Here is a 25,221-nt window from a genome sequence, read left to right as displayed (position 1 = left end):
GCCGCCGTCATGTGGTGCCGTGCGGCATCCGGCCGGCGCGGCCGAGCGTCTGGGATGATCACGCCATGCTCCAGGTATGCCTGAACGGCGCCAGAGACCGATCCGAGTGCGAGTGGCTGCCGGTGACGCCCCAGCAGCTCGGCGACGCGGCCGCGGAGGCCGTCTCCCTCGGCGCCCGCTCGATCCATATCCATCCCAAGGACGAGAAGGGGGCGGACACGATGGCGGCGGTGAGTGTGGACGCCGCGGTCGCGGCGGTGCGGGCGTCGGCGCCCGGCGTTCCGATCGGCGTCACCACCGGGGAGTGGACCGAGCCGGACCCCGAGCGGCGGGCCGCGCTGGTGCGGTCCTGGTCGGTGCTGCCGGATCACGCGTCGGTGAACTGGCACGAGGAGGGGGCGGAGGTCGTCGCTGACGCGTTGCTGTCGGTGGGGATCGGGGTGGAGGCGGGGGTGTACTCCGGGACGGATGCGGCGGTCAGGTTGCGGGGGTGGCCGGGGGTGGGGCGGGTGGTGCGGGTTCTGGGGGAGGTGGTCGAGCATGATCCGGAGCGAGCGGTGGGGGTGGCGGAGGAGTTGCTGCGGGAGTTGGCGGGGTTGGGTGGGCTGGATCGGGTGGGGAGGGGGGTGCTGTTGCTGCATGGGGAGGAGGGTGGGGCGTGGCCGGTGTTGAGGGTGGCGGCGGGGAGGGGGCTGGATGTGCGGATCGGGGTGGAGGACACGTTGGTGTTGCCGGATGGGAGGGTGGCGGAGGGTAATGGGGTGCTGGTGCGGGCTGCGCTTGAGGAGGTGGCGGGGGCGGCGCGGTGAGGTTCGGCGACGGTGGGCGGTGAGGTTCGCCGGGGCTCCGGTGGCGGGGTTCGAGACTGCATATTTACGGCGCCTGCGGGGGGTTTCGTTGCCTGATCATTCTTCCTCGCGCCACAAATATACGAACGTCTCGAACCCCGCCCCCTGCGCCCCGGCTTCCGTCTCTCCCGCGGCTCCAGGGTGGCGCACCGGGGTGAGGGGGCCGGGGGTGGGGGTGGGGGTGGGGGGGGTTCGGCAGGGTGGGGCCCCGGGCCGGGGTGGTCTGGGCGGTGGGCGGCTTGGGGGGGTGGTCTGGGCGGTGGGTGGCCTGGGGGTGGTTTGTGCGGAGGGGGGCCTGGGGTCAGGGGGCCGTGGGGGGTGTGCGGGTGGTGGTCCAGGTGAGGAGTTGGGGGGCGGTCCAGGTGGTGAGGATGCGGGGTGGGGGGATGGCGGCGGATTCGGCGCGGGCGCAGCCGTTGATCTGCCAGTCGAGTTGGCCGGGGGCGTGGGCGTCGCTGTCGATGGAGAAGAGGGTGCCGAGGTCGCGGGCGAGGGTGAGGAGGTGGGGGGCTGGGTCGAGGCGGTGGGGGCTGCTGTTGATCTCGACGGCGGTGCCGGACTGGGCGCAGGCGGCGAAGACGGCTTCGGCGTCGAAGGTGGACTCGGGGCGTTGTTTGGCCTCGCCGATCAGCCGGTTGGTGCAGTGGCCGAGGACGTCGACGAGGGGGTTGGTCACCGCGGCGATCAGGCGGCGGGTGAAGAGGGGTGCGGGCATGCGGAGTTCGGAGTGGGCGGAGGCGACGACCAGGTCGAGGCGGTCGAGGAGGTCGTCGCGCTGGTCGAGGCCGCCGTCGGAGAGGATGTCGCACTCGATGCCGGTCAGCAGCCGGAAGGGCGCGAGGCGTTCGTTGATCTCGGCGACGACGTCGAGTTGCCGGAGCAGCCGGTCGGCGGTGAGGCCGCGGGCGACCTTGAGGCGGGGGCTGTGGTCGGTGAGCACCATCCAGGAGTGGCCGAGGTCGCGGGCGGTGCGGGCCATCGCCTCGATCGGGCTGCCGCCGTCGGACCAGTCGGAGTGCACGTGGCAGTCGCCGCGCAGCGCGGCGCGCAGTGACCGGCCGGCGCCGTCGGCGGGGGGCGCGGACTGGTCGCGTTCGAGGTCGGCGAGGTAGGCGGGGGTGCGGCCGGCGCACGCCTCGGCGATGACCGTGGCGGTGGTCTTGCCGATGCCCTTGAGGTCGGTGAGCCGGCCGGTGCGGGCGCGCTGGTGGACCTCGGCGGGCGGGAGTGCGGCGACGACGTCGGCGGCGTTGCGGAACGCCCGGACCCGGTAGGCGGGTGCGAGGGCGCGTTCCAGCAGGAAGGCGATCCGGTCGAGTGCCTCGATGGGCTCCATGGTGGCGCTGTTCCCGTCCGGCGCCGCGGCTAACGGCCGAGCGGGTGGGCGTCACCCGCTCGGCCGCGGCGCCCGTACCTCTGCCGGGCGCCCGTACCTCTGCCGGGGGCGCGGGCCCGTATCGGCCGGGCGGGCAGCGCCGGGGTGCGGGTCACGCCTTCGGTACGTGCAGGGCGTCCCAACTCTCCTTGCCGGGAGGCCACTTGAGGGCGGCGCCGGTCCAGCCCTTGTGGTGGTCGGTGCTGTACTTGCGCTGCCATGCCTCGTAGGAGGCGATGTCGCCGGAGCCGATGACGTCCTTGTTCGCGGTGCTCTTGTAGTGGTCGCAGCCGACCGCGACCAGGCGGGCGTGCATCGCGGCCACGATCGGGGACTTGCGGCCGGCGGTGAACCAGGCCGCGCCCGGGAACGCCTCGTAGCTCGGGGCGCCGCCCGACGTGCTCTTCGCGGCCCAGGTGGTGAGCGCGGCGGCGTCGGCGAAGTGGGCGACGTTGCGGTCCATGCCGTCGGTCGAGCTGTACTGGTGGATGGTCCAGGCGTGCTCCACCCGCGGGTGGCCGGCGGCCGCGCCGGGGTCGGCGATCCACAGGCCGTCGCCGCAGAAGGAGGTGGTGTCGCGGTGCAGCCAGAAGTCGAGGTTGCAGTAGAGCAGCACCCGGTGGGCGGCCGACGCCTTCTGCAGCGCCTTGATGAAAGCGTCCTTGTCCGCTCCCGACACGCCCGTGTCCTCCCAGTCCATGGCGAGGATGTCACCGGCTTTCACCCCGGCGTGCTGGAGGAAGTAGGTGACCTGCGTGGCCATGCTGCCGGGCCGGGCGAAGTGGTAGTGGCCGACGGCCACGCCCGCGGCCCGGGCGTGGGCGACCTGCGCGGCGTGCTTGGGGTTGACGTAGCTGGTGCCCTCGGTGGCCTTGACCATGACGAAGCCGAGGCCGGAGGTGCTGTAGGTGCTGGACTGGTAGGACGCGACGTCGATGCCCTTGACGGTCATGGGCGGCCTTTCACTCACGTGGTGCTGTGCGGTGGTTCGTCCGTGGGTTCTCGTAGGGTCACGGGTACGGGTGGGTGGGGTTACGGGTGGGTGCGGGCGGTTTACCCGGTGCTCCGGCTCAGTGGACGCTCCCCACGTCGAACGTGCCGCCGCAGACCACGGGATCACCCGTGGCCAGGGTCATGGCGTCCTTCGACCCGGGCGGGTACGCCTTGAGCAGGGTCGGTCTGCGCCAGCAACTGTCACCGTTGACCCCCTGGTTGAGCGTGTGCAGGTCCGCCTCGACACTCGCGCCCGGCTTGAGGCCGACCGCGGCGCCCCGCGGCCCCTCCCGGCCGGCGGGCTTCCCTATCGTGCTGCCGTCGCCGCGGATCAGCGACACCCCCGGGAAGCCGTCGAGGACGCAGGTGCGCGAGGAGGTGTTCGTGAATCGCAGGGGATAGTACATCTGGCCCGCACCCGGGTCGCCGCGGCCGAGCCGCATCGTCAGGTCGGTGACGGCGCATCGGCTGCCGGCCACCTCGGGCCGCGCGGCCGTGGACTGCGGCGCGGACGACCCCGGTACGGCGGACCGCGGTGCGACCGTCCCCGCCGTCGCGGTCGACCCGGGCGCCGCGCTGCCGCTCGGGGCCGCGGCACCGGAACCGCCCGCCGGGCTCGCCGCCGGCGACGTCGACCGCGCGGACGTGTCCGACACCTTGCCGCTGTTGCCGCACCCGGCCGCGCCGAGCGCCAGCATCGCGACGGCCGCCGCGGCGAACGGGGCCGTACGCGCCAGGGGGTGCCGTCCGGCGGCCTTCCTTCGGCTCTGCGATGACGTGGTACGCATACCTACCCGGTTCTCGCCCCGCGCCCCTTCGAATCACCGCCGCCCCGAATTGTTGCCGTATCCGCACATCCTGTACGCCCCGTTCGAACCCCGCCCCCCGTCCGTGCGACGTCAGTTGTCGAACCAGACGGCCAGCCGTACGGGCGTACCCGCCGATCCGAGCGTCCACCCGCTCCGCAGCTTTCCCCCATCGACCGCGACCGGCTCCGGCTTTTCCCGAAGGCCGGCGCGCGGCAGCCCGACCAGGTTGAGCGCATGGCAAGCCTCGATCACCCCCAGTTGCCCGGGCTGGGGCGGAACCCAACGGCCCCTCAGGACGTGCTGGGACGACTGGCCGCACACGAGGCCGGTCGACACGGGATATCGCTGCGTCGCGGGCGGCTGGAGGACGCTGTTGTCGAGGCTCTGCTGACGTATGGCGACGGCAGCCGATCCGCAGGTCCGTGCGGCCGCCACCCAGCACCGGCGGCCAGGCGTCCCGCCCGAGTGGAGGGAGCGTTGCCTTGCCGACCCTGCTGTGCGCGTCAATGTGGCGCGCTATGTCCCGCTCACGGCGGGGCAGTTTGCACACCTCGTGCGGAGCAAGGAAGAGCAGGTCCATCAGGCCGACCTGCGGTCGGCAGGGACCTCTGCCGAGGCGGAGCTGCGGGAACTCAGTCGAGCCAGACCAGCATGGCCTCGCCTGCTTGGGCAGCGGCGCCGAAGAACGGGGCCAGCGGGTCGAACCAACCGCGCACCCATTCCAGGGCACCGGGCTCATCCCAGAGGAGCGGGTAGATCTGCGCGGCCGTCATCTGCTCGGGGTCAACGTCCCGGCTCAAGTCCTCGAAGGACAGGTCGGCCAGGGCGCCGGCCGCGAGCTTGACCCGGTCCGCGTCCAGGTACCTGGCCGGCCCGTAGCCCCAGTCCTCGCTGGTGAGTGCCTGTTCGCCATGAACGATGTCGACGGGAAAGCTCGCGCGTTGGAGGAGGAATGCGATGGCGGCGAACGCCTTGTGGGTGGTCAGCTGCCGCGCGTCCGAGGGAGCGACGGCACTGCTGCCGTCGGTCTCCATGATCTCCATGGCGTACTCGAACGCCCAGTCCGGGTCCGTGACCGCCCTGGCCAGCTCGGCCGGTGTCACACGCAGGTACTCACCATTCATGCTCACCAGCGCAGCGTACGAGGCACCACTGACACGGCGATCTCGCAGGCACGGTCGTAGTCGTCCGACGGTGGCTCGGCTCTCCGGCCGGGTGTACGGCCCCCGTCGGCGGAGTTGAGGGCCGTCGCGGCGGCGGGCGGCCGGGCCGGACGAGGGGGCTCGTCCGGACCGGCCGGTTGTTGCTGGGGGGCTTCCTACAGGTCGAGCTGGTACTGGAGGGTCGTGTGGGTGGGCGTGTAGCCGAGGCTGTCGTTGACGCGTCTCATGGGGGTGTTGCTGTCGGCGGTGTCGGTCAGGAGGCCGCCGAGGTCGGGGTGTTCCGCGCGGGCCTGGCGGATCGACTCGGCCTTCATCCAGCGGCCGAGGCCGTGCCCGCGGTGCTCGGGCAGCACCGCGGTGCCGTAGTGCTGCCCGTCACCCGATCCACCGCCGGGGACGACGAGTTCGGTGAAGCCGGCGATCGAGTCGTCGCGGGTGTCGAGGGCGACGACGGTGTGCAGGTGGTCGCCGCGGTCCGCGACGGCCTTCGCCACGGCCCGCACCCGGTCCACGTCCCAGGTCATGGTGCCGTAGTCGGTGTCGTCCATGGGCATGTCGTCCATGGCCCGGCGTGAGGCGGCGAAGGTCGGGGCGAGGTGGTCGGGGACGGTGCCGTGCCACGACGCCAGCCGGTAGCCGGGGTGCGGGTGCGCGACGACCGCGGCGAGGGCGGCGTCGTCCACGTCGGCCAGCGGCAGCCGGGCGAAGCGCAGGGTCAGGACCTTGCGGAAGCCGCGGGCCGGCAGGAACCGCTCGCCGGGTGACCCGGCCTCGGCCTGCGCGATCACGCAGCGTCTGGCGTCGTCCCGGGCGGCGGCCACGGCGGTCTCCAGGAGCCGCGAACCGACGCCCGCGCGCCGCTCCACGGGGTGGACGCCGAGGGTCAGTTCGGCCAGGTGCTGCTGCCCGGGATCGGTGAACAGCCGCAGGAAGGCCGTGCCGACGGGGATGGAGTCGGCGTCGGACGCCAGCCAGGCGAGACGTCGGCTGTGCGACCCCTGCGCGGGGTCGGTCAGTGCGGTGATGTGAAACGACAAGGTGTCTCCGTCGTGAGTGTGAGGAGGTGGGAACGGTCGGTACGCGGACTCACCTGCTGGTCACTCCTGCGCATGGGCTCCACACCTCCTGGTCACGACGGTGCCGGTCCGGAAGGACCCCGGAAGGACCCCGGAAGGACCCCGGAACGACATGGACGGCCGGGCGAACCTAACCGCTCCCCCGGCCCCCGGCAAGTGGTTAACGGTCCGCCGGACCGGGAAGCGCGTGAGCGTGCGGCGCACGCGACTTGGCGCACTCCACACTGTTCGGGGCCGCCACCCACCGGCGATGATCGGATACATGGCCGGTGGACGGGCGACCCTCCGTCACATCGGCTCGATCAGACGGCACCACCCAGGGAACGTCATGCTCACCACCGTGCTGGACACCACCCACCTCCCACCCTCCGACCGGGCGGCGGCCTGGGTGGAGACCACGCAGCAGGCCCTCATGGCCACCCGTATCGACTTCCTCTCGCCCGACCGGATCAGCGCCCGCATCCGGACCATGGCCCTCGGACCGGTGCAACTGTCGGTGATGTCGTACTCGCCGCTGAACTCCCGGCGCACCCCGCGGCTCATCCGGCAGTGCGACCCCGAGCAGTACCAGCTCGCGCTGACCCTCGCCGGACAGCAGAGCATCGAACAGGCCCGGGCGTACGCCGCACTCGGCCCCGACGACCTGCTGCTGTACGACAGTTCACGTCCGTTCAGCGCCACCGCGGGCCCGGACCCGGCGGGGGCCAGGGTGCTGCTGCTGCAGTTCCCCCGGCGCCTTCTGCCGCTGCCGGAGCGGGCCGTCGCGCCGCTGTGCGGACACGCGCTTCCGGGGCGAACGGGCGTCGGGCGGCTGCTCTGCCAGATGCTGACCGGGCTCGCCGACGCGCACGCCGATCTCACGTATCCGGACGGCGCGCGGCTCGGCAGCACCGCGCTCGATCTCACGGCGGCCCTGCTGGCCCACCACGCGGACCGGCCGGCGCTGCTTCCGGCCGAGTCGCGGCAGCGCGAACTGTTCGAGCGGATCAGCGACTTCATCACCGCCCACCTGCACGATCCGGGGCTCACGCCGGGCGCCCTCGCCGCGGCGCACTTCATCTCCACGCGCTATCTGCACCGCATCTTCCAGCTGCACGGCAGCACCGTCGGCGACGTCATCCGTCGGCAGCGCCTCGCCCGCTGCCGCCGGGATCTGGCCGACCCCGCCCAACGCGCGGTCCCCATCGGCGCGATCGGGGCACGCTGGGGATACCCGCGGCCCTCCGACTTCACCCGCGCCTTCCGCGCCGCCACGGGAATGTCGCCCAGCGAGTACCGCGCCTTGTGCGCCCGATGATCACGAAGTAGGGTCCCCGAGCACGTATGGGGAGATCGTCGCAGGTGGGGGATATGACGGACGAGAAGGGCGCGCCCGCGAAGGGCGCGAGCGCGTGGGGGCAGGCCGTGACGGCCGTGGTACTGGTGGGGGTGCTCGCGGTCGGTCTGTGGACCGTTCAGAGGACGTCGTCGTCGCACGGCGAGAGCGCGTCGCCGCCGGCCACCTGCTCGGGCGGGCGTTCCGCGACGGCGTCGACGGGGGCCGCGGAGGAGGGCGCCACGGACCGCGCCACGGACCGCGCCAAGGACGGCGCGAAGGGCAGCGCGAACGGTGGCGCGAAGAAGCCGGCGAAGGCGCCCCGACAGGCATCCGGGCTGCAACTGTGCGAGGCGCTGAACCGTCCCGACCTCGCCGACCTCCTGGGCACTCCGGGCGAGACGGCGAAGTCCGCGAGCGGCAGCGACGGCGCCTTCACGTCTCCCGGCGGCCACAAGACCGCCACGCCCTCGGCCCGCGTGGAGTTCAGCACCTACACCGTGAACCTGGCGGCCAGTTACGACCGTATGCCGGTGACCGAGTACGCGTCCCTGCTCGGGGCCGGCGACGACGCGCGGCGGCAGACGGTGCTGGGCCGCACCGCGGTCCTGTACGCGGACCGCACCCTCAGCATCAGCTTCCGGCTCGACGGGAGCGACTCCGACAGCCGCCCCGGCGTCCCGGCGCGTTCCCTCGCCGTCGCCCTGGACGCGAAGGACAGCGGCGGCTCGTTCGAGTTCACCCTGTGGCGCACGGACGGCGGGGCGGCGGACGACGCGGCGCTGCTGAGCGTCGCGCAGAAGGTGCTGCCCACCATCCCGGGGTGGACCACCGAGGGCTGAAAGCCGCGGGCGCGTGCTCCGCGCCCGGTCGTGCCGACGCAGCGTCTGGAGGGCAACCTCCAGGCGCTCTTCGTCCGCTGCGCCCGAGTCCGCTCCGTTGTGACGCACCTCTCATCCCGTTGCGCCTCCACACCCCCACCCCGAAGCGGAATCTCCATTCCTCATCCGCTACCCTCCTAGGATCGGAATGAGTATTCCGCTTACGGAACGGGAACCGAGGGAGCTCTATGGCCACGACGGAGCGGCGTACACATCATCAGGTCACATTCGCGGTGCTGGCGGCGGCCGTCGCCGCGTACGCGCTGCTCCAGTCGCTGGTGACACCGGTGCTGGGCGTGATCGCGGTGGACCTGCACACGAGCCAGAACACCGTCACCTGGGTGCTGACGGCGTATCTGCTCTCGGCGTCGATATTCACGCCGATCATGGGTCGCATCGGCGACATGATCGGCAAGGAGCGCGTGTTCGTGGCGACCCTGGTCGCCCTGTCCGTGGGATCGCTGCTGGCCGCGCTCGCCACCAACGTGACGGTGATGATCATCGCCCGGGTCATCCAGGGCATCGGCGGCGGCGTGCTCCCGCTGGCGTTCGGGATCATCCGCGACGAGTTCCCCAAGGAGAAGCTGAACGGCGCGGTCGGGGCGATCGCCTCGCTCAGCGCGGTCGGCGCGGGCCTGGGCATCGTGCTGGCCGGCCCGATCGTCAACGCCCTTGACTACCACTGGCTGTTCTGGCTGCCGATGATCCTCACCGTCGCCGCGGCGGTGGCGGCCCACTTCTTCGTGCCGGAGTCGCCGGTGCGCACGGAAGGCAGGATCAGCTGGCTGCCCGGCATTCTGCTGTCGGCGTGGCTGGTGGCCCTGCTGGTCGCGCTCAGCGAGGCACCGGACTGGGGCTGGGGCTCGGCCAAGGTGATCGGGCTGATCGTCGCCGCCGCCGTGCTCGCGGTCGCCTGGGTCATGGTGGAGCAGCGCTCGGCGTCGCCGCTGATCGACATGGGCATGATGCGGCGTACCGCGGTGTGGACCAACAACCTGGTCGCCCTGCTGATCGGCGTCGGGATGTACGCGGTCTTCGCGTTCCTGCCGGAGTTCGTCCAGACCCCGTCGAGCGCCGGCTACGGATTCGGCGCGAGCATCACCGCGTCGGGTCTGATGCTGCTCCCCTCGACCGTCACGATGTTCTTCGTCGGCATGTGGTCCGGCCGGCTCGCCCGGCTGATCGGCGGCAAGGCCGTCGTCGTGATCGGCTGCCTGGTCGGCGTCGCCTCGATGGCCATCCTCGCCTTCGCCCACCAGGACAGGTGGGAGATCTTCGTCGCCACCGGCGTCATGGGCATCGGCTTCGGCCTGGCCTTCGCGGCCATGTCCAGCCTGATCGTCAACGCGGTGCCGCCGGAGCAGACCGGCGTCGCCAGCGGCATGAACGCCAACATCCGCACCATCGGCGGCTCGATCGGCGCCGCCTTGATGGCCAGCATCGTCACCGCCGACACCGGTGCCGGCGGCCTGCCCAAGGAGGCCGGCTACACCCACGGGTTCGCCATGCTGGCCGGCGCCCTGGTCATCGCGACGCTCGCGGCGACCCTCATCCCCTCCGCGCGGCGCCGCGCGGGCGCGAACGACGAGCCGGAGCACGGCGAGTTGGCCATGGTGGCGGGCGGGACGGTCGTCGGCGACAAGTCGGAGTGACCGGACCTCATGGAGCGCGGGCCCGGCGACGCCGGCGGGTCCGGATCGGGGCGGCCGTCGGTCGTCCCCGTCCGGGCCCGGCCCACAGCCCGGCGCCGTAGGCTTCGGCCCGGGCACGTGGACCCGTGAAGGAAGTGGTGAGCATGGCGGTACGGGACGACACCGGCCGGCCGATGCGCCGGGACGCCGCGCGCAACCACCAGTTGATCGTCGAGGCCGCCCGCGAGGTCCTCTCCGAGTTCGGTACGGACGCGACCATGGAACTCATCGCGTCGCGTGCGGGAGTCGGCGTCGGCACGGTGTACCGCCGCTTCCCCAACAAGGAAGCGCTCGTCGACGAGTTGGTGCACCTCATCCTCGGCGAACTCGACGAGGCCGCCACGAAGGCGCTGGCACGCGGCGACGGCACCGGGCTGGAGCACTTCCTGCGCGTGCTCGGGCAGTCCTACAGCGACCACCGCGGCTACGCCCGCGAACTCGTCGGCCGCGCCGGCATCGAGCGCGGCGCCGACCGGTTGCGCCGGCTGATCGACGAACTCCGTCGGCAGGCGCAGGAACACGGGCACATCGGCCCCGACATCAGCCTCGGCGACGTCCTGGCGACCGCCTGGGCGCTCCGGGGCATCATCGAGACGACCGGGTCGGTGGCTCCGCACGCCTGGAAGCGCCACCTGGACATTCACCTGGCCGGGCTGAGGTCCGCCGGCCCGCCGAGCGACAGGCCCCCCGTCAGCACCGCCGATCTGGTGCGCATCAGCCGCAGTACGTCCTGACCCTCCCGCGGCCCGACCCGCGCTCCCGCCCCGGAGAACGGTCACGGGAGCGGCCGCGTGAACGGCCCCCCGGACGCCGGACGCCGGACGGTCAGCCGAGCCGCGCCAGGTGAGCGTCGAGGACCCGCACCGCCCAACCGGTGTCCTCCTCCGGGTCCTGCCGGACGAGGTGCAGCGCCAGACCGTCGACCAGCGCGTGCAGCCGCTCGGCCTCGACGGGGACGTCGGCGGCGGCCACCCGCACGGACCGCACCACCCGCTCGCACAGCGCGCGTTCGTCCCGGTGCACGCTCCGGAAGGTGTGGCGCAACTCCGGGTCCGTCATCGCCGCGGTGCCGAACGCGAGACAGACCTCCATCTCCAGCCGGCGCTGCGCGTCCAGCGGCAGGAGTTCCAGCAGCACCAGCCTGGCCCACCGGTCGTCGTCGGGGGAGATCGCCGCGACGCGGGCCATCAGGCGCTCCGCGACCATCTCGTACGCGCCGATCCGCACGCTCGACTGGGTCGGGAAGGTGTAGCGCAGCGAGCTGGGCGGCAGCCCGGCCTCCGCGGCGATCCTGCGCACCGACAGCGCCTGGATGCCGTCGCGCACCAGGACGCGCCAGGCCGCCTCGGAGACCAGGCGGTTGCGTTCTTCGGCGTCGAGCACGCGGGGCATGGCGCCATGGTCGCACAGTCGTACGGGAACTGTGCTATACCTGGTTTCGGTACAGTCGTACGAGAACGACTGCGCGAACGATTGCGAGGAGCGACGTGACGTGGATCGTCCTGATCGCGTCGGGGGTGATGGAGGCCGTCTGGGCCAGCGCACTCGGCGCGACGCAAGGGTTCCGGCGCCTTTGGCCGACCGTCGCGGTCGTGGCCGCGATGGCCCTCAGCATGGGCGGGCTGGCCTTCGCCATGAAGACGCTGCCCGTCGGCACCGCCTATTCCGTCTGGGTCGGCATCGGTGCCGTGCTGACCGCACTGGTGGCCGCCGCCCGCGGCCAGGACCGGCTCACCTCCCTGCGGGCGGCACTGCTGGCCGGCCTGATCGGCTGCGTCGTCGGACTGAGGGCGGTGAGCTGAGTGCCCTGGCTCGTCCTGTTCTGCAGCTCGCTGCTGGAGGCCGTCTGGGCCACGGCGCTGGGCGCCAGCGACGGCTTCACCGAGGCCCTGCCGACCCTGGTCTTCTTCGCCACCCTGGCCATCAGCCTGACCGCCCTGTCCTACGTGGTGAAGCACATCCCGATCAGCGTCACCTACGCGGTCTGGAGCGGGTCCGGCGCCGCCGGCACCGTCCTCTGGTCCATGGCCACCGGCCACGAGACCGTCAGCGGCCTGAAGCTGCTCTTCCTCACCGGCATCATCGGCTGCATCGTGGGGCTCAAACTGGCCAAGCCGCACTCCGGTGACGCCGGCTCCGCGTGAGTCCCCCGCCCGCCGCGTCCTTCGCCGAGCGCGGGTCAGCGCGTCACGGGTCAGTGCGTCGCGGGTCAACGCGTCACGGCGCCGGGTCGCCGGGCGCGACGAGCCCGGTCTCGTAGGCGACGACGACCGCTTGGGCGCGGTCGCGCAGGGCGAGCTTGGTGAAGATACGGGTAACGTGGGTCTTCACGGTGGCCTCGCTGAGCGTGAGGTGGCGGGCGAGTTCCGCGTTGGACAGACCGCGGCCGACGAGGGCGAGGACCTCACGCTCGCGCGGTGTGAGGGCGGCGAGATCACGGGCGGCGGCCGAGGCGGGCGCGGGCTCGGCGGGTTGTGCGGCGCCCGCGGCGAAGCGCTCCACCAGGCGGCGGGTGATGGAGGGCGCGAGCAGGGCGTCCCCGGTACGGACCAGGTGCACGGCGGCGGCCAGGTGCGCGGGGGTGACGTCCTTGAGGAGGAAACCGCCGGCGCCGGCGGCGAGGGCCGCGTAGACGTAGCGGTCGAGGTCGAAGGTGGTCAGCATGATCACCCGGCACTCGGGGACGTGCGCGAGCACCAGGCGGGCGGCTTCGAGGCCGTCCATGACGGGCATCCGGACGTCCAGCAGGGCCACGTCGGGCCGCAGCCGCCGCACCGCGTCGACCGCCTCGGCGCCGTCCCCGGCCTCGCCGACCACGTCGATGCCGCGCGCGGTCAGGATCAGCCGGAAGCCGGTACGCACGAGTTCCTGGTCGTCGGCGATCACCACCCGGGGCGCCGGGCCCCCCGCGGGGACCCCGGCCGCGCCCGCGCCGTCAGCGTCCGCCCGGTCCGTGGCCGCCCCGTCAGGGTCCGGTACGCCGGGCAGCCCCGCCCCGGTCACGGCCGGTCCAAGGGGATGCGGGCCCGGACCCGGAAACCGCCGCCGAGCCTGCGCCGGGCGTCGAAGTCGCCGCCGTAGACCGCGACGCGCTCGCGCAGACCGAGCAGCCCCCGTCCGGTGCCGCCCGGCCGCCGCCGCTTCGCGAGCGCACCGGCCTGACCGACCGCGCCCGTCCCCGGCCCTGCGTCCTCCGGCACCCCCGACATCCCCGGCACCCCCGGCACCCCCGGCACCCCGGTGAGCACGCTCGGCCCGCCGTTGAGCACCTCCACCCGCAGCCAGTGGTCGGCGTATCGCACTGTCACCTCCGTCTTCGCCCCGCCGCCGTGCCGCAGCGCGTTCGTCAACGCCTCCTGGATGATGCGGTACGCGGTGACGTCGATCCCCGCCGGCAGCGGGCGCGGCGTGCCCGAGATCCGCACCTCGACCGGCAGTCCGGCGAAGGCGATCCGGTCGACCAGCGAGCCGAGCCGGTCCAGACCCGGGGCCGGCGCGAGCCCGTCGCCCTCCGGCTCCGACCGCTCCCCGTGCTCCGGCCCGCCGCCCGCGCCGCCGCGCGTACCGCCGCCGTACGGCTCCCCGGCGCCGTACGGCCCGTCGGCGCCGTCCTGGTCAGGTGCCAGCAGGCCGAGCAGGTGCCGCAGTTCGGTCATCGCGCCGCGCCCGGCCGTCTCCACCGCCGCCATCGCGGCCGCCGCCTCGTCCGGCATCGTGGCGAGCACCTCGCGGGCGGCACCGGCCTGGATCACCATGACGCTGACGGTGTGGCTCACGACGTCGTGCAACTCGGCCGCGATCCGGGCGCGCTCGGCGGACACCGCGGCCCGCGCCGCGCTCTCCCGCTCGCGCTCCAGCAGCCAGCCGCGCTCCCCCACCGCCCGGCGGTGCGCCCGCCGGGCCCGCACCAGCGCCGCCGCCAGCCACGCCGCGGCGACGCACACCGCCACCAGCGCGCCGACCAGCACGTCCACCCCTGAAACCGCCACCGTCACACCCTCCCACCAGGTCCCGCGCCCGGCATCATCCCCCAGGACGGGCCACGTACATCACCGGGTTGACGCCCGGCCGCGGTTACCTCCGGGGACGGACGCGGCCGGTCCCGGCCCGCTCCTACCGTGAGGCCGTGACCACAGACCAAGACGGCACGCGGCGGATCGTCGTACGACTGGACCGCGTGCACAAGGAATACGGCGACGCCAAGGCCCTGGACGGCCTCGACCTCGAAGTCCGCCAGGGCGACGCGGTCGCCGTCATGGGGCCGTCCGGCTGCGGAAAGTCGACGCTGCTCAACATGGTGGCCGGGCTCGACCGCCCCACCTCCGGGCTGGTCGAGGTGAACGGCCAGGACCTGCGCGGGCTCGGCGAGACCGCGCTCGCGCTCTTCCGGCGCCACCAGGTCGGAATGATCTTCCAGTTCTTCAACCTCATCGACGACCTGCCCGCGCTCGACAACGTGGCACTGGCCGCGCAGCTCACCGGCAGCCCGGCCCGGCAGGCCCGCCGCCGCGCGCTGGAACTGCTGGACGAACTCGGTGTCGCCGACCGGCGGAACAACTACCCGGCCGCGCTCAGCGGTGGCGAGCGCCAACGGGTCGCCGTCGCGAGGGCGTTGATGAACCGTCCGGCGCTGCTGCTGGCCGACGAGCCGACCGGTGCCCTCGACAGCCGCTCCGGCGAGCAGGTCATGGACCTGCTGATCGACCTCAACCAGATCGGCCAGACCCTGCTGATCGTCACCCATGACGCGCGCCTGGCCACCCGCTGCGCCAGCCGCCTGGTCGAGGTCGCCGACGGCCGGGTGGCCGGGGAGCGCACGATGGAGCCGCGCTCGTGAGCGCGGTGTGGCGGGCGGCGCGCGCCGCGGTACGGCGGCGCAGGCTCCAGACGGTGATCATCGGGCTCGTCGTCATGTGCTCCACGCTGACCACGGTGCTCGCGCTGGTGGTGCTCGACGCCGCGTCGGGGCCGTTCGACAGGGCGTTCGCACGGCAGCGCGGCGCGCACGAGGTGGCGAGCTTCGACCCGGCGAAGGTGTCGGACCCGCAGCTCGCGGCCACGGCCGGCCGGTCCGGGGTGCGGGCGGCGGCCGGGCCGTTCGAGCAGGCGGTGCTGCGGATTCCGAAGGACTGGCTGTGGATGCCGCCGGGCGCGATCACCGTGGTGGGCCGGGCCGACCCGGGCGGGCCGGTGGACGACATCAAACTGCTGTCCGGCCACTGGGCCACCGGGCCGGGCCAGATCGTGGTGAACTACTCGGGCAACGGTGCACCCGGCCCGCACTGGCTCGGCACCCGCCTGACGGTGCCAGGCCGGCCGACCCTCACGGTGGTCGGCCTCGCGGTGAGCATGAGCAGGTCGGCGGACTCCTGGGTCGCACCGAGCCAGATCGCCGCGCTGCACCCGGTCGCCCGTCAGATGCTCTACCGGTTCACGTCGTCGCCGTTCTCGCAGTCCCGGTCGCGCGCGCACCTTGCGCAGGCCACGGCGGGGCTGCCCGCGGGCGCGCTGACCGGCTCGCAGTCCGCGGCCTCGCTGCGGCGCACGTTCTCCGCGCAGGCCGACAGCTACTCCTTCTTCATGACGCTCTTCGGTGTGCTGGGCCTGCTGGTGTCGGTGCTGATCGTCGGCAACGTGGTGAGCGGCGCGGTGGTCTCGGGCAACCGGCACATCGGCGTGCTCAAGGCGCTCGGGTTCACCCCCAACCAGGTCGTCGCGGTGTACCTGGTGATGGTGTCGCTGCCCGCCGTGATCGGTGCGGCCGTCGGCACCCTGGCCGGGCGGGCGCTGGCCCGACCGATCCTGCGGGTCGCGTTCAGCGGGGTGCTGACCGGGACCGCGAACCTTCGGGTCGACCTGTGGCCGGTGCTGCTCGGGCTGCTCGGCGTGCCGCTGATCGCGGTGGTGGCCGCCCTGGTCCCGGCGCTGCGGGCGCACCGGCTGTCCGCGGCCCGGGCGATCAGCGCGGGCAGCGCGCCGCGGACCGGGCGCGGGCTGCGCGTGCAGCGGGCGCTCGGCGGCACCCGGCTGCCGCGCTCGGTCAGCCTCGGCCTCGGCCTGCCCTTCGCCCGGCCGGGCCGCTCGCTGATGACGATGGCGGCGATCCTGCTCGGGGTCACCACGGTGACGCTGGCGACCGGCCTGACCAGCACCATGACCCGGCTCGGGCACCCCTCGGACAACTACGGGGGCCGGCGGGTCGACATCGAGGTCGGCGGGCCGGGACAGCACAGCCTCAGCGGCGCGGGCACGAAACTCGCCGACCTCCAGGTCGAACAGCGGCTGGGGTCGCTGCCCGGCGCGAAGTGGGTCGCCGTGCGGGCGCTCGGCCGGGCGCGGGTGGCCGGCGACACCAGCGCCTCCTTCGTGAACTTCTACCGGGGCGCGGTGGGCGGCTCCACCGACGAGATCGTCAAGGGCCGCCGGCCGAGCGGTCCCGGCGAGATCGCCGCAGGCCCGGTCTTCCTCGACCGGCACGGGCTCTCCGTCGGCGACCGCACCAGCCTGGACGCCGACGGCCGTACGGTGCCGGTGCGGATCGTCGGCGAGCTGTTGGAGGGCAACTCCAATTCGGTGGACGCCGACTGGGCCACCATGGCGGTCCTCGCACCCGGCACCCGCGCGATGCAGTACACGGTCGGCCTCGCGCCGGACGCCGACGGTGCCGCGTACGTCTCCGCGGCCAAGCGCATCGACCCGCAGCTGCGCCCCACGCTCAGCCGGCAGAGCGCGGGGGCGCCGGTCATCACCGTCGTCGGCTTCTCGACGATCTTCACGGTGCTGCTGTCCGCCGTCACCGCGCTGGGCGTGTTCAACACGGTGCTGCTGACCACGCGGGAGCGGCGCCGGGACCTGGGCATGCTCAAGTCGATCGGGATGACACCGCGCCAGGTGGTGGTGATGACGGTGACGTCGGTGGCGGGGCTCGGCCTGGTCGGCGGGCTGCTCGGCATCCCGCTGGGCATCCTCGCGCACCGGACGGTGCTCGACCACGTCCCGATGATCGCCTTCCCCGCGTCGATGCGGGACGTGTGGCACGCGCCTCAACTGGCGGGGTTGGCCCTGGCCGGGGTGGTGATCGCCGCGCTCGGCGCGCTCGTACCGGCCCGCCAGGCGGCTCGGCTGACGATCTCGCAGGTGCTGCACAGCGAATGACGGCCCGCGGTTCGGCGGGCGCCGCTCCCACGGCGCCCGCCGTCCGGGTCGGCGCGGTCGTCACCAGGCGGCGCTCTCGTACGGCGCGGGGCGGGCGTTCCGCTGTGGACGGGTCAGCGGTCGGCGTCGTCGGGGTCGTCGGCGTCGTCGGCCCGGGTGGACCCGCCGCCGTCCGCCCGGTCGGTCCGGTCGGTCCCGCCGTCCGCCCGGTCGGTCCCGTCGGTCCCGCTGTCCGGGTCCGACCGCTCGGCCTCCTCCGCCCGCTCCTGCCCCGCCTGCTCCTCCCCCGCCTCCTGCCGCCTGCGCCTGAAGTGCCAGTAGACGAGGGCCGCGACCACGACCACCGCGACGACGATCGCGACGGCCGTGCCCGCGGTGTGCTCGACCCGCTTGTAGGCGTCGCCGGCGTAGTAGCCGAGCAGCGTGAAGCCGACCCCCCAGATGAGGCCGCCGGCGGCGTTGAAGGCGAGGAAGACCCGGTAGGGCATGCGGGAGATGCCCGCGAGCGCGGGCATCAGGGCACGGAAGAAGGCGATGAAGCGGCCGAGGAAGACCGCGGCCGGCCCGCGCCGGCGAATCAACTCCTCGGCGTGGCCGATGCGTTCGCGGTGCCCGCGCAGCGCGCGGGTCTCCAGGATGCGCGGCCCCAACCGCTTGCCGACCTCGTAGCCCACGCTGTCGCCGGCCACCGCCGCGAGCACCACCACCACGCACAGCCAGAACACCGACACCCGGCCCTGGCTGGCGACGACCCCGCCGAGCACCGCCGCGGTCTCGCCGGGCAGCACGAAGCCGAAGAAGAGGGCGTCCTCGCAGAAGACGAGGGCGCCGACGATCGCGTAGACGGCGGTGCCCGAGGAACGCGAGAGCCAGTCGGTGATGGAGTTCATACGGCCGCCGGCCGCCTCAGCGGACCGGCCGCGGCCGCTTGCGGCGCAGCAGCCGCCACAAGCCCCACGCCAGGTCGGCGACGAACACCACGATGCCGATCGCGAGCAGGAAGCCGAGGCCCCCGGCGGCCGCGCCGATCAGGCCGAGGACGATCGCCACGATGATCAGGAAGAGGAACAGGCTCATGGTCCGATGTCCTTTCGGGGCGGAGGGCGACCGGGCCGGCGGTCCCCGTTCCGGTCGCGGCCGGAACGCCGCCGGATGCCGGCCGTACCGGTGGCTCCCGTCGCCGGTACGGGGGCGGTCAGCGACGGGCGAGCAGCCGGGTGCCCTTCGCCCCCGGCTCGTACGGGAGCCCGTAGTGCTGGTAGATCGCCTCCTCGTCCTCGACCGGAAGGACGTCGTCCGTCCCGATCGAGGGGGCCGACTTCACCAGCGCCTTGGCGTAGGGGACCCGTACGTAGCCCGGGCCGATCACAGCCTCCGCGACGGGCACGAACACCAGCCGGTGCCGGGTGGGCAGTCCGACCCGGACCGTTGCCACCGCGGGCAGGTCCGTGGTGGTGTCCACGTAGACCGCCTCCAGGGCGCCGATCTTGTGGCTGTCCTCGTCGACCACGTCGTGGTCGCGCCACTCGCGCAGATCAGCGGACTCGATCATTCCCCAACCTACCTTTCGCCGGGGCACGCCCGGTGCCCTGTGCGTGGTCGCATTCCCCCGTTCCGGGGCATTACGCTCAGCCGGCGTCGACCTCGTCGCGGTCGCCGCCCCACAGCGTGTGGAACACGCCCTCGCGGTCGATCCGCCGGTAGGTGTGGGCGCCGAAGAAGTCGCGCTGGCCCTGGGTGAGGGCGGCGGGCAGCCGCTCGGCGCGCAGCGCGTCGTAGTAGGCGAGCGCGGCCGAGAAGCCGGGGGCGGGCACACCGCCCGCCGCGGCCGCGGCCACCACGGCCCGCCAGTCGTCCTGCGCGGCGCCGATCTCGTCGGCGAACCGCTGGTCGGACAGCAGGCTGGGCAGGTCGGGGCGGCCGTCGTAGGCCGCGGTGATCCGGTCCAGGAACGCGGCCCTGATGATGCAGCCACCGCGCCAGATGGCCGCGATCCGGCCCAGGTCGATGTCCCAGTCGTAGGCGTCGCTGCCGGCCTGGATCTGGTGGAAGCCCTGGGTGTAGGAGACGATCTTCGACGCGTACAGGGCCTGTTCGACCTGGTCGGCGAAGTCGGCTGCGGCCTGGCCGGACAGGGCCTTCGCCTGCGGGCCCGGAAGGCCGCGGGAGGCGGCGCGCAGGTCGGCGTGGCCGGAGAGCGAACGGGCGAAGACCGCCTCGGCGATCCCGGAGACGGGCACGCCGAGGTCGAGCGCGGTCTGCACGGTCCAGCGGCCGGTGCCCTTCTGCTCGGCCTGGTCGGCGACGATGTCCACGAAGGGGCGGCCGGTCGCGGCGTCGGTGTGGGCCAGCACCTCGGCGGTGATCTCGATCAGGTACGAGTCGAGCCGCCCGGTGTTCCAGGTGCGGAAGATGTCGGCGATCTGGGCCGGCGTGTACCCGCCGATGGCGCGCAGCAGGTCGTACGCCTCGGCGATGAGCTGCATGTCGGCGTACTCGATGCCGTTGTGCACCATCTTCACGAAGTGGCCGGCGCCGTCCGGGCCGATGTGGGTGGTGCAGGGCGTGCCGTCCTTGGCCTTCGCGGCGATCCGCTCCAGCAGCGGGCCGAGCGACTCGTAGGACTGCGCGGAGCCGCCGGGCATGATGGACGGGCCGTTCAGCGCGCCCTCCTCGCCGCCGGAGATGCCGGTGCCGACGAAGTGGATGCCCTGCGCGCGCAGTTCCCGCTCGCGGCGCCGGGTGTCCTCGAAGTGCGCGTTGCCGCCGTCGATGATCACGTCGCCCTCTTCGAGCAGCGGGGCGAACTCGCGGATCACCGCGTCGGTGGGGTCGCCCGCCTTGACCATGATGATCAGCCGGCGGGGGCGTTCGAGGGCGGCCACGAACTCCTCGGGGGTGCGGGTGGCCACGAAGGCGCCCTCGTCGCCGTGCTCGTCGACGAGGGCGGTGGTCTTGGCGGTGGTGCGGTTGTGCAGTGCCACGGTGAACCCGTGGCGGGCGAAGTTCCGGGCGAGATTGCTGCCCATGACGGCGAGTCCGGTCACGCCGATGTCGGCGGTTGCGCTCATGTTCCGCTCCTGGTGCCGCTGCGGGGGCCGTGGATGCCGCTCCGGTCATTGTGCTCGTCCGGCGGCCGGCCGGCCCGCGCACCGGGGCCGTTCGGGGGTACGACGCGGCCCGGCCGAGGCTGCTGGGCGGGCCTGGCCGGGCCGTGAGGAGCGGGGCGGCCGGGTCGGGCCCGGCCGGGCCGCTCAGCGTCGGCTTCGGCGATCTCGGGAGTCCCCGAACAGCAGGCGGTAGGCGATCAGCAGCACCAGCGAGCCGCCGATCGCGGCGAGCCAGGTATGGCCGTCGAAGAAGTGGTGCGGCACGGGCTTGTCCAGCAGCTTGGCCGACAGCCAGCCGCCGAGGAAGGCCCCGACGATGCCGATGACGATGGTGCCCAGCACCCCACCCGGGTCACGCCCGGGCAGCAGGAGCTTGGCGATCGCCCCGGCGAGCAGTCCCAGAATGATCCAACCGATGAGTCCCATGCTGGCCATATGCCCCGCGATTCGCCGGACACACCGCAAGACCCGCCGGATGGAGGGTTGTTACGGCGCCGGGACGTACCCGCGACGCGGACGGGACTTACGCGCCACGCGGCCGGGGCGTACCCGCGACCCTGCCGGGACGTACGCGCCACGCGGCCGGGACGTACGCGCCACGCGGCCGGGGCGGCGGCACCCGAAAGGAGCGGCGGCAACCCCCGGCCGAAGCGCCGACCAGCCCCCGGACGGAGCCCCCGCCGCGCCCGAAAAGGCGAGATATACGTTGGCCCGCCGGCGGGGTGCTCTGCGAAGGTGGCGGCCATGCATCCACCCCAGCAGCCGCCCCCGCCCCGGTCGTACCGCGAGACCCGCGGATGCCGCCGGTGATCGACTCGTACGCGGACCCCGGAACCCCCGACCACCGCAGCGCGGGCCGCTACCTGTGGTGGCTGCTCATGAGCCAGCGCGGCCGTACGGCCGGGGGCGCGCTGCTCGGCACCGTCTGGATGGTCCTCATCACCCTGACGCCCTACGTCCTGTCCCGCGCGATCGACGACGGCCTGGAACCGGGCCGGATGGGCGCGCTCACCGCGTGGAGCGGGGTCCTGCTCGGCCTGGGCGTGGTCAACGCCTGGGTGAGCGTCATGCGGCACCGCACGATGACCCGGCTGCGGATGGACGCGACCTTCCGCACCGTCAAGTCGGTGGTGGGCCAGGCCACCCGGCTGGGTGCGGCGCTGCCGCGGCAGGCGAGGGCCGGCGAGGTCGTCACGATCGGCGTCACCGACGTCCAGCAGATCAGCCAGTCCCTCACGATGACCGGCCCGGGCTTCGGCTCGGTGATCGCCTACCTCGTGGTGGCCGGCCTGCTGCTGTCGGTCTCCGTGTCGCTCGCGCTGGTGGTGCTGCTCGGGGTGCCGGTCATCGCGATGCTGGTCGGCCCGCTGCTGGGGCGGCTGCGCGGGGCGGAGGCGGTCTACCGCGAGCAGCAGGGCGGTCTGACCGCCCGGATCGGCGACCTGTCCGGTGGGCTGCGGGTCCTCAACGGCCTCGGCGGGAAGCAGCTGTTCGCCGACTCCTTCCGCCGGGACTCCGGCGAGCTGACCGGCCAGGGCTACCGGGTCGGGGCGGTGACGAGCTGGGTGCAGGCGCTCGGCGTCGGGCTGCCGATGGTCTTCCTCGCACTCGTCACCTGGCTCGCGGCCCGCCTCGCCGTCGAAGGGTCCATCTCGGTGGGCGAGTTCGTCGGGGTCTACGGATACGTCGCGGTGCTCGTGGTGCCGGTCGCGTTCTTCATCGAGTGCGGGTACGACGTCACGCGCGGGCTGGTGGCCGCCAAACGGGTGGTGGGCTTCCTGTCCCTGGTGCCCGACTCCGCCCTGCGCCAGGCCCGTACGGACCCGCCCGCCGCGCCGTCCGCGCTGCGCGACCCGGGCTCGGGCGTCGAGGTGGCGCCGGGCACGCTCACCGCGCTGGTCAGCGGACGGCCCGCCGAGTCCGCCGAGGTGGTGGACCGGCTCTGCGGGTTCGCGCCCGGCGCCGTGACCTGGGGGCCGGTCCGGCTCGACGAGGTCGCGGCGGCGCAGGTCCGCGACCGTATCCTCGTCGCCGACAACGAGGCGGACCTGTTCGCCGGCCCGCTGCGCGAGATGGTCTCCGGCCGCCGCCACCACGACGACGAGGCGGTCGCCCGCGCGGTGCATGCCGCCGTCGCGCAGGACATCGTCGAGGGGCTGCCCGACGGGCTCGGCACCGCCATGGACGCGCAGGCCCGCAACCTCTCCGGCGGCCAGCGCCAGCGCATCCGCCTGGTGCGGGCGCTGCTGGCCGAACCCGAGGTGCTGATGGCGGTCGAGCCGACCTCCGCGCTCGACGCGCACACCGAGGCGGCCGTCGCGGCCCGGCTGCGCACGGCGCGCACCGGCCGCACCACCGTGGTCACCGGCACCTCGCCGGTCCTGCTCGACCAGGCCGACACCGTGCACTACCTCGTCGACGGCAAGGTCGTCGCCTCCGGCAGCCACCGCGACCTGCTGCGCCGCGAGCCCGGCTACCGGTCGCTGGTCGACCGCAGCGCGGCCGAGGCCGACGCCCCGCAGGTCCCGGCGCAGCTCTCACCCGCGGACGGGGACGATCCGGGCCGTACGGACCAGGACCCGGGCGGTACCGCGTCCGTGCCGGCCGCAGCCGGGGTTGCCGACGGCGGCGGGACGGGCGCGCGCGTGGGCGTGGACCGGACCGGCGCACGAGGTCTGGGCGGGGACAACAGGTCCCCAGCACGCGAGGCGGCCGGCGACCACCGGCCATGCGCGGACCCCGCGACCGGCGGGCAACCGCCAGGCGACGGGCCCCGCGTGGGCATGGACCGAACCGGCGCACGAGGTCCGGGCAAGGACAACAGGTCCCCAGCACGCGAGGCGGCCAGCGACCACCGGCCCGGCACAGGCCCCGCGACCGGCGGGCAACCGCCAGGCGACGGGCCACCCGCGGCGGCCGGCCGGCCCGGTGCGCGCGGGAACGACGGCAACCGGGACGGCCGGGATAGCCGGGACGAGTACGGCACCGGCGACGCGGGCGACGCGCACCGGTCCGGGTCCGGGGAGGTGGTCTGATGAGCGGGCACCTGCCGGTCGCCGAGCCGTCGGCCGTGGGGCGGGCGGCGGGGCGGCTGATCCGGTCCGACGGCCGGGCCTTCGCCGCCGTACTCGCCCTCAACGCGCTGGCCGCCGCGGCCGGGCTCGTCGGGCCGTGGCTGGTCGGCCGGATCGTGGACGAGGTGCAGAAGGGCGGCGAGGTGCGTGCCGTGGACCGGCTGGCGCTGGTCATCCTGCTCTTCGCGGTGGCGCAGTTCCTGCTCGCGCGCTACGCCCGCTACCTCGGCCACCGTTTCGGCGAGCGCACCCTCGCCCGGGTCCGCGAGCAGTTCGTCGACCGCGCGCTGACCCTGCCGGCCTCGGTGGTGGAACGCGCCGGCAGCGGCGACCTGACCGCGCGCGGCACCACGGACGTGGCCATGGTCGGCACCACGCTTCGCGACGCGGCGCCGGAGGTGCTGATCGCCCTGGTCCAGGCGCTGTTCATCCTCGGCGCGGTCTTCGTGCTCGATCCGCTGCTCGGCTGCTGCGGCCTGCTCGGCCTGGGCGGGATCTGGTTCGCGCTGCGCTGGTACCTGCGCCGGGCGCGTGCCGCCTACCTCGCGGAGGGCGCGGCCAACTCGGCGGTCACCGAGATCCTCGCCGCCACGGTCACCGGCGCGCGGACGGTCGAGGCGTTCGGGCTGGAGGAGCGGCGCGTCGCGGCGAGCCGGGACGCGATCGAGGTCTCCCGCCGGGCCCGGACCCGTACGCTCAACCTGCGCACGGTGTTCTTCCCCGCGGTGGACATCTCGTACATCGTCCCGGTCGTCGCGGTGCTGATGGTCGGCGGGCTGCTGCACGCGCACGGCGTGATGAGCCTGGGCGCGGTGGTCAGCGCGGCGCTGTATCTGCGACAGCTGTCCGAGCCGCTGGACTCGATCATGATGTGGGTCGAGCAGTTGCAGAGCAGCAGCGCGTCCTTCGCCCGGGTCGAGGGCCTGGGCGGGGCCGCGCAGGTCGCGCCGCAGGCGGCCCCCTCCCCCGTCGACGACCGGATCGACGTCGTCGGCGCCCGCTACTCCTACGCCGGCGGGGCCGAGGTGGTGCGCGGTGTCGATCTGACCGTGCGTCCCGGCGAGCGGCTGGCGCTCGTCGGCCCCTCGGGTGCCGGCAAGACCACGCTGAGCCGGCTGCTGGCGGGGATCGACGCGCCGCACGCGGGGTCGGTGACCGTGGGCCGGGTCCCGGTCGCCGACCTGGACCCCGAGCAGTTGCGCCGCCATGTCGTGCTGGTCACCCAGGAGCACCACGTGTTCCTCGGCACGATCCGGGACAACCTGCTGATCGCCGCGCCCGCCGCGCGGGACGACGAACTGCTCGCGGCGCTGGCGGCCGTGGGGGCGGACTGGGTCGGCGACCTGCCGGACGGCCTGGACACCGCCGTGGGTGACGGCGGCCACCGCACCGACGGTTCGCAGGCCCAGCAACTCGCCCTGGCTCGGGTCGTGCTGGCCGATCCGCACACGCTGATCCTCGACGAGGCGACCGCCCTGCTCGACCCGAGCACCGCACGCCACACCGAGCGCGCGCTGGCGAGCGTGCTGCGCGGCCGTACCGTGATCGCCATCGCGCACCGGTTGCACACCGCTCACGACGCGGACCGGGTGGCCGTGATGGAGGGCGGCCGGCTCACCGAACTCGGCACCCACGAGGAGCTGGTCGCGGCCCGGGGCGCCTACGCCGCGCTCTGGTCGTCCTGGCACGGCGGCAAGGAGTAGCCGCCCGCCGTTCCGGCCGCGGCGCGCC

Annotated in this window: 24 protein-coding genes and 1 pseudogene; 11 read left to right on the top strand and 14 right to left on the bottom strand. The window is 73.7% G+C overall.

What is annotated here, in order from left to right; genetic code table 11:
• The first annotated feature begins 65 nt into the window (after nucleotides 1-65).
• Nucleotides 66-809 carry a 3-keto-5-aminohexanoate cleavage protein gene (locus AB0399_RS16910; protein WP_366411820.1) on the top strand — a complete coding sequence of 248 codons (744 nt, stop codon included), beginning with the start codon at nucleotides 66-68 and terminating at the stop codon, nucleotides 807-809.
• 340 nt (nucleotides 810-1,149) lie between these two features.
• Here AB0399_RS16910 and AB0399_RS16905 read toward each other — a convergent pair whose 3' ends face one another.
• The 6 genes from AB0399_RS16905 to AB0399_RS16880 form a co-directional block, all read right to left on the bottom strand.
• On the bottom strand, nucleotides 1,150-2,184 hold the full coding sequence (locus AB0399_RS16905) for a PHP domain-containing protein (RefSeq protein ID WP_366411819.1): 1,035 nt from the start codon (nucleotides 2,182-2,184) through the stop codon (nucleotides 1,150-1,152).
• 151 nt (nucleotides 2,185-2,335) lie between these two features.
• Nucleotides 2,336-3,175: a GH25 family lysozyme gene (locus AB0399_RS16900; RefSeq protein WP_329361490.1), complete on the bottom strand. Its 840-nt coding sequence runs from the start codon at nucleotides 3,173-3,175 to the stop codon at nucleotides 2,336-2,338.
• A gap of 118 nt (nucleotides 3,176-3,293) precedes the next feature.
• Nucleotides 3,294-4,004, bottom strand: coding sequence for a DUF4232 domain-containing protein (locus AB0399_RS16895; protein ID WP_366411818.1), 711 nt, complete (start codon nucleotides 4,002-4,004; stop codon nucleotides 3,294-3,296).
• A gap of 111 nt (nucleotides 4,005-4,115) precedes the next feature.
• Nucleotides 4,116-4,460 carry a hypothetical protein gene (locus AB0399_RS16890; protein ID WP_366411817.1) on the bottom strand — a complete coding sequence of 115 codons (345 nt, stop codon included), beginning with the start codon at nucleotides 4,458-4,460 and terminating at the stop codon, nucleotides 4,116-4,118.
• A gap of 197 nt (nucleotides 4,461-4,657) precedes the next feature.
• The gene (locus AB0399_RS16885; protein WP_366411837.1) at nucleotides 4,658-5,149 is read right to left on the bottom strand and encodes a YfbM family protein; all 492 of its coding nucleotides are present in this window, start codon (nucleotides 5,147-5,149) and stop codon (nucleotides 4,658-4,660) included.
• Nucleotides 5,150-5,343: 194 nt separating this feature from the next.
• A complete protein-coding gene (locus AB0399_RS16880; protein ID WP_366411816.1) occupies nucleotides 5,344-6,225 on the bottom strand; it encodes a GNAT family N-acetyltransferase in 882 nt (293 codons plus the stop codon).
• Nucleotides 6,226-6,526: 301 nt separating this feature from the next.
• Between AB0399_RS16880 and AB0399_RS16875 the strand changes: the two genes are divergently transcribed.
• The 4 genes from AB0399_RS16875 to AB0399_RS16860 all read left to right on the top strand — a co-directional run bounded on the left by AB0399_RS16875 (nucleotide 6,527) and on the right by AB0399_RS16860 (nucleotide 10,885).
• Entirely contained in the window at nucleotides 6,527-7,561 is a 1,035-nt protein-coding gene (locus tag AB0399_RS16875; protein WP_366411815.1) for a helix-turn-helix domain-containing protein, read from the top strand.
• 53 nt (nucleotides 7,562-7,614) lie between these two features.
• Entirely contained in the window at nucleotides 7,615-8,421 is an 807-nt protein-coding gene (locus tag AB0399_RS16870; RefSeq protein ID WP_366411814.1) for a DUF6215 domain-containing protein, read from the top strand.
• Nucleotides 8,422-8,648: 227 nt separating this feature from the next.
• The gene (locus tag AB0399_RS16865) at nucleotides 8,649-10,112 is read left to right on the top strand and encodes an MFS transporter (protein ID WP_366411813.1); all 1,464 of its coding nucleotides are present in this window, start codon (nucleotides 8,649-8,651) and stop codon (nucleotides 10,110-10,112) included.
• A 143-nt stretch (nucleotides 10,113-10,255) separates the two neighbouring features.
• The gene (locus tag AB0399_RS16860; RefSeq protein WP_366411812.1) at nucleotides 10,256-10,885 is read left to right on the top strand and encodes a helix-turn-helix domain-containing protein; all 630 of its coding nucleotides are present in this window, start codon (nucleotides 10,256-10,258) and stop codon (nucleotides 10,883-10,885) included.
• A gap of 91 nt (nucleotides 10,886-10,976) precedes the next feature.
• On the opposite strand, the gene AB0399_RS16855 is transcribed toward AB0399_RS16860, so the two are convergent.
• Nucleotides 10,977-11,543 (bottom strand): TetR family transcriptional regulator C-terminal domain-containing protein, encoded by a 567-nt coding sequence (locus AB0399_RS16855; RefSeq protein ID WP_366411811.1) that lies wholly within the window; start codon nucleotides 11,541-11,543, stop codon nucleotides 10,977-10,979.
• A gap of 95 nt (nucleotides 11,544-11,638) precedes the next feature.
• Between AB0399_RS16855 and AB0399_RS16850 the strand changes: the two genes are divergently transcribed.
• Nucleotides 11,639-11,953 carry an SMR family transporter gene (locus AB0399_RS16850; protein ID WP_366411810.1) on the top strand — a complete coding sequence of 105 codons (315 nt, stop codon included), beginning with the start codon at nucleotides 11,639-11,641 and terminating at the stop codon, nucleotides 11,951-11,953.
• Complete coding sequence (locus AB0399_RS16845; protein ID WP_366411809.1) at nucleotides 11,954-12,295, top strand: multidrug efflux SMR transporter; 342 nt, start codon at nucleotides 11,954-11,956, stop codon at nucleotides 12,293-12,295.
• 73 nt (nucleotides 12,296-12,368) lie between these two features.
• Here AB0399_RS16845 and AB0399_RS16840 read toward each other — a convergent pair whose 3' ends face one another.
• Nucleotides 12,369-13,040, bottom strand: a complete 672-nt coding sequence (locus AB0399_RS16840; RefSeq protein WP_329373603.1) for a response regulator transcription factor — start codon at nucleotides 13,038-13,040, stop codon at nucleotides 12,369-12,371.
• A gap of 110 nt (nucleotides 13,041-13,150) precedes the next feature.
• Nucleotides 13,151-14,140 carry a histidine kinase gene (locus AB0399_RS16835; protein ID WP_366411808.1) on the bottom strand — a complete coding sequence of 330 codons (990 nt, stop codon included), beginning with the start codon at nucleotides 14,138-14,140 and terminating at the stop codon, nucleotides 13,151-13,153.
• A 167-nt stretch (nucleotides 14,141-14,307) separates the two neighbouring features.
• Between AB0399_RS16835 and AB0399_RS16830 the strand changes: the two genes are divergently transcribed.
• Together AB0399_RS16830 and AB0399_RS16825 are read left to right on the top strand one after the other, a co-directional pair.
• Entirely contained in the window at nucleotides 14,308-14,988 is a 681-nt protein-coding gene (locus tag AB0399_RS16830) for an ABC transporter ATP-binding protein (protein WP_366411836.1), read from the top strand.
• The gene (locus AB0399_RS16825; RefSeq protein ID WP_366411807.1) at nucleotides 14,985-17,306 is read left to right on the top strand and encodes an FtsX-like permease family protein; all 2,322 of its coding nucleotides are present in this window, start codon (nucleotides 14,985-14,987) and stop codon (nucleotides 17,304-17,306) included. Before AB0399_RS16830 ends, AB0399_RS16825 begins: the two co-directional genes overlap by 4 nt.
• Nucleotides 17,307-17,419: 113 nt before the next feature.
• Here the strand turns inward: AB0399_RS16825 and AB0399_RS16820 are convergent, their stop codons facing one another.
• From AB0399_RS16820 to AB0399_RS16800, 5 genes are all read right to left on the bottom strand, one after another.
• Nucleotides 17,420-18,196 carry a DedA family protein gene (locus tag AB0399_RS16820; protein ID WP_366411806.1) on the bottom strand — a complete coding sequence of 259 codons (777 nt, stop codon included), beginning with the start codon at nucleotides 18,194-18,196 and terminating at the stop codon, nucleotides 17,420-17,422.
• Nucleotides 18,197-18,212: 16 nt separating this feature from the next.
• Nucleotides 18,213-18,383, bottom strand: coding sequence for a hypothetical protein (locus AB0399_RS16815; RefSeq protein WP_328473253.1), 171 nt, complete (start codon nucleotides 18,381-18,383; stop codon nucleotides 18,213-18,215).
• A 118-nt stretch (nucleotides 18,384-18,501) separates the two neighbouring features.
• Nucleotides 18,502-18,858, bottom strand: a complete 357-nt coding sequence (locus tag AB0399_RS16810) for a PRC-barrel domain-containing protein (protein ID WP_329361515.1) — start codon at nucleotides 18,856-18,858, stop codon at nucleotides 18,502-18,504.
• A 76-nt stretch (nucleotides 18,859-18,934) separates the two neighbouring features.
• Nucleotides 18,935-20,377 carry an NADP-dependent phosphogluconate dehydrogenase gene (gndA, locus tag AB0399_RS16805; RefSeq protein WP_329361517.1) on the bottom strand — a complete coding sequence of 481 codons (1,443 nt, stop codon included), beginning with the start codon at nucleotides 20,375-20,377 and terminating at the stop codon, nucleotides 18,935-18,937.
• Between the two features lie 183 nt (nucleotides 20,378-20,560).
• Nucleotides 20,561-20,842, bottom strand: a complete 282-nt coding sequence (locus AB0399_RS16800; protein ID WP_328473247.1) for a GlsB/YeaQ/YmgE family stress response membrane protein — start codon at nucleotides 20,840-20,842, stop codon at nucleotides 20,561-20,563.
• 380 nt (nucleotides 20,843-21,222) lie between these two features.
• Between AB0399_RS16800 and AB0399_RS16795 the strand changes: the two are divergent.
• A pseudogene (locus AB0399_RS16795) lies at nucleotides 21,223-22,923 on the top strand (ABC transporter ATP-binding protein); the annotation flags it as partial.
• Nucleotides 22,924-23,450: 527 nt separating this feature from the next.
• Complete coding sequence (locus AB0399_RS16790; RefSeq protein ID WP_329361520.1) at nucleotides 23,451-25,193, top strand: ABC transporter ATP-binding protein; 1,743 nt, start codon at nucleotides 23,451-23,453, stop codon at nucleotides 25,191-25,193.
• Nucleotides 25,194-25,221: the final 28 nt, after the last annotated feature.

Origin of the sequence: Streptomyces sp. NPDC088194 (genome assembly GCF_040702025.1) — a bacterium.
Classification (GTDB): Bacteria; Actinomycetota; Actinomycetes; order Streptomycetales; family Streptomycetaceae; genus Actinacidiphila.
Note: the sequence above shows the minus strand (reverse complement) of the source record. Positions and strands in the feature narration are given on the sequence as shown.